The organism is uncultured Ruminobacter sp., assembly GCA_902764345.1.
Classification (GTDB): Bacteria; Pseudomonadota; Gammaproteobacteria; order Enterobacterales; family Succinivibrionaceae; genus Ruminobacter.
The window spans coordinates 1-2,203 of the sequence record CACWVT010000097.1 but is presented as its reverse complement, the minus strand read 5'-3'; the positions used below and the strand labels follow the sequence as shown (position 1 = coordinate 2,203).

Here is a 2,203-nt window from a genome sequence, read left to right as displayed (position 1 = left end):
CATGATTAACTGAAACTCATCACGGCTGATGAGTCCCTGGCTGAGAAGTTTCCGGGTGAAAATCTCCGCTCTCAGAAAGTTGAACTCCTGCTGAAGATCGTAACCATCGTGGTTACGCTCGAAGTGCAGTTCCGGATAACTGCTTATTTGTTTTATGTGCATAATTGCTCCTTAAAGTGATCAGTGTTTGCTTCTCGCAATCCGTTTTGTCGGTAACATATTTGCTCTGTGTTGGAACACTATCAACTCAATAATCAAAGTATTGACGATATAAATGTCGGGAAAGTGACCACGTTCTCTACCATGATTCTCCGGTACTCATCAGCCGTTATAAGACCTTGGTTGAGCATGGTTTTCGTGAGATGTTCAGCCCGCAGAAAATTAAATTCATGCTGCAGCTGCTCATGGGTGATTTGGCTGAGTGCGGTTGGCTGGGTAGTGGCGGATGTAACTTCGGTAACTTGCATTGCGGTTCTCCTGTAAAACTATTGCTCCTACCTACTAATGCCCAGAAGTAACCGGTTTTTACAAAAAAATTGTTCAACTTTTCTGTGAATAGAAACAGAGGAGATTTACAAAGAGGTGGAATGCTTGAGATTAGACATCAGTGGCTGATTTGAGCGGATTTATTTTTGGGAATGTGGCTGATTGACTGTTTGGTGAACAAGTTATTTATCGATTTGTTGTTTATGCATAAGAAACAAAATCACCAAAATGGTATGATTCTAAAGATTTAATATGGTCGGAGATGCAAAGATGCCTGCAAACAATGAAAACATCAAAATTACGGTTGTTGAAAAAAGAGGAAAACGCGGATGCGATTATTGTCACCGCATTGGTGATGTGTATGACTATGCAAGAGATGCCGGAAAGTTATGCCCTTGGATGCTGACTGTTGCCAACATGTATATTACAAAATTGCGTGACGGTCATACGTTTTCAAGAGGTCCGGAAGTTCCTGACGGTGCGGTTACTTTCTGTTGTCCAGATCCTCGGGTAATGAATATCTTTCAAATTGAATACACCGGTAAAATCGAAGACAAAGATCATAAGTAAAATTTTATTGAATGAGGGATTTGTTATATAGTGAAATCAATCCCTCTAGGCTTCAGTTAATTATGTTTAATCATAATCATAATCACTAAGTCGGCTATTCACCGAATGAGCCAAATCGCTCAACTTCCCGAATAGCCAGTTTCCCGGACAGCTCTTTCGAGCAAACCAGCGGTGAACCGTCAGAAGCATTTCATCCTGTTTGTCTTTTACCTCGTTATTTTGGCTATTATTTTTGGGCAGATAACTCATTGGCCGATATTTCAGCTTCGATTTCCTCAATGGTAGGCAAACTTCCTTTGAATTTTTCAGGAATAAAGGTGGTTATGTCGTATTGGGAAATTCCCATAGGCTGACTGCTGGCTTCAAGCGCATAACGAGCCTTGACGTTATCTTTTGATTTGCAGATTAACAGCCCCAGCGTAGGCCCATCATTTTCACCCTTCAGCTGATGGTTAACGGCAACCATGTAGGTTCCTAGCTGCCCCATATCACCGGAATCAAATTCCTTTACCTTGATTTCAACAACCACATAGCAGTGAAGTTTGATGTTGTAAAACAGCATGTCGATGAAGTTACTGGTATTGCCGATTTCAAGCCTGTATTCACGTCCCACAAATGCAAAGCCGTTACCAAGCTCAAGAAGAAATCTGGTGATGTTATCCATGAGAGCATCCTTCAGCTCTTTTTCGTCATAGCTCTCCCGGAGGGTAAGAAAATCGAAGGTGTACGGATCTCTGGTAATCGCCTGAGCAAGATCGCTTTGAGGAGCAGGAAGAGTAAGATCAAAATTACTTACTGCTTTGCCCTGTCTTTCATAGAGGTCTGTATCCAGAAAGTTCATCAGTACAGCTCTAGATCAGTTGTTCTCGAGGGTTTTGTGTATGTAAAATAAGGCTTTATCACGGTTTCTATTGACCTTATTCATGATTTGAACAATATGCCCCCACGGGATCAAAAAGATTTCATCACATGAAACGCAGTCGGCTTTGGGATTAAAATCTAATTTTGCAACAACTTGTTGCAAAATTGGAAAAAGGCAGTAGAACTGATGCATGTACCGGAGATTTCGGGCGGAAAAAGACTTTACATCAGGCAGTTCTTTTCTCAGATCTTTACCAACCTGTTCGTAAAAATTGCTTCCCCAATG

5 protein-coding genes are annotated in these 2,203 nt (G+C 41.3%); 1 reads left to right on the top strand and 4 read right to left on the bottom strand.

Annotated features, from left to right (window positions below; translation table 11 throughout):
• A partial coding sequence (locus QZU58_RS10255; RefSeq protein ID WP_363174843.1) for an SHOCT domain-containing protein occupies positions 1–162 on the bottom strand: 162 nt, incomplete at its 3' end.
• Between the two features lie 92 nt (positions 163–254).
• On the bottom strand, positions 255–467 hold the full coding sequence (locus QZU58_RS10125) for an SHOCT domain-containing protein (RefSeq protein WP_294496496.1): 213 nt from the start codon (positions 465–467) through the stop codon (positions 255–257).
• A 289-nt stretch (positions 468–756) separates the two neighbouring features.
• Here QZU58_RS10125 and QZU58_RS10120 point away from each other — a divergent pair, with 289 nt between their 5' ends.
• Positions 757–1,056 carry a TIGR04076 family protein gene (locus tag QZU58_RS10120; RefSeq protein ID WP_294496494.1) on the top strand — a complete coding sequence of 100 codons (300 nt, stop codon included), beginning with the start codon at positions 757–759 and terminating at the stop codon, positions 1,054–1,056.
• Between the two features lie 226 nt (positions 1,057–1,282).
• On the opposite strand, the gene QZU58_RS10115 is transcribed toward QZU58_RS10120, so the two are convergent.
• Together QZU58_RS10115 and QZU58_RS10110 are read right to left on the bottom strand one after the other, a co-directional pair.
• On the bottom strand, positions 1,283–1,897 hold the full coding sequence (locus tag QZU58_RS10115; protein ID WP_093143488.1) for a DUF1016 domain-containing protein: 615 nt from the start codon (positions 1,895–1,897) through the stop codon (positions 1,283–1,285).
• A gap of 15 nt (positions 1,898–1,912) precedes the next feature.
• On the bottom strand, positions 1,913–2,203 hold a 291-nt coding region (locus tag QZU58_RS10110; protein WP_294496492.1), incomplete at its 5' end, for a DUF1016 N-terminal domain-containing protein.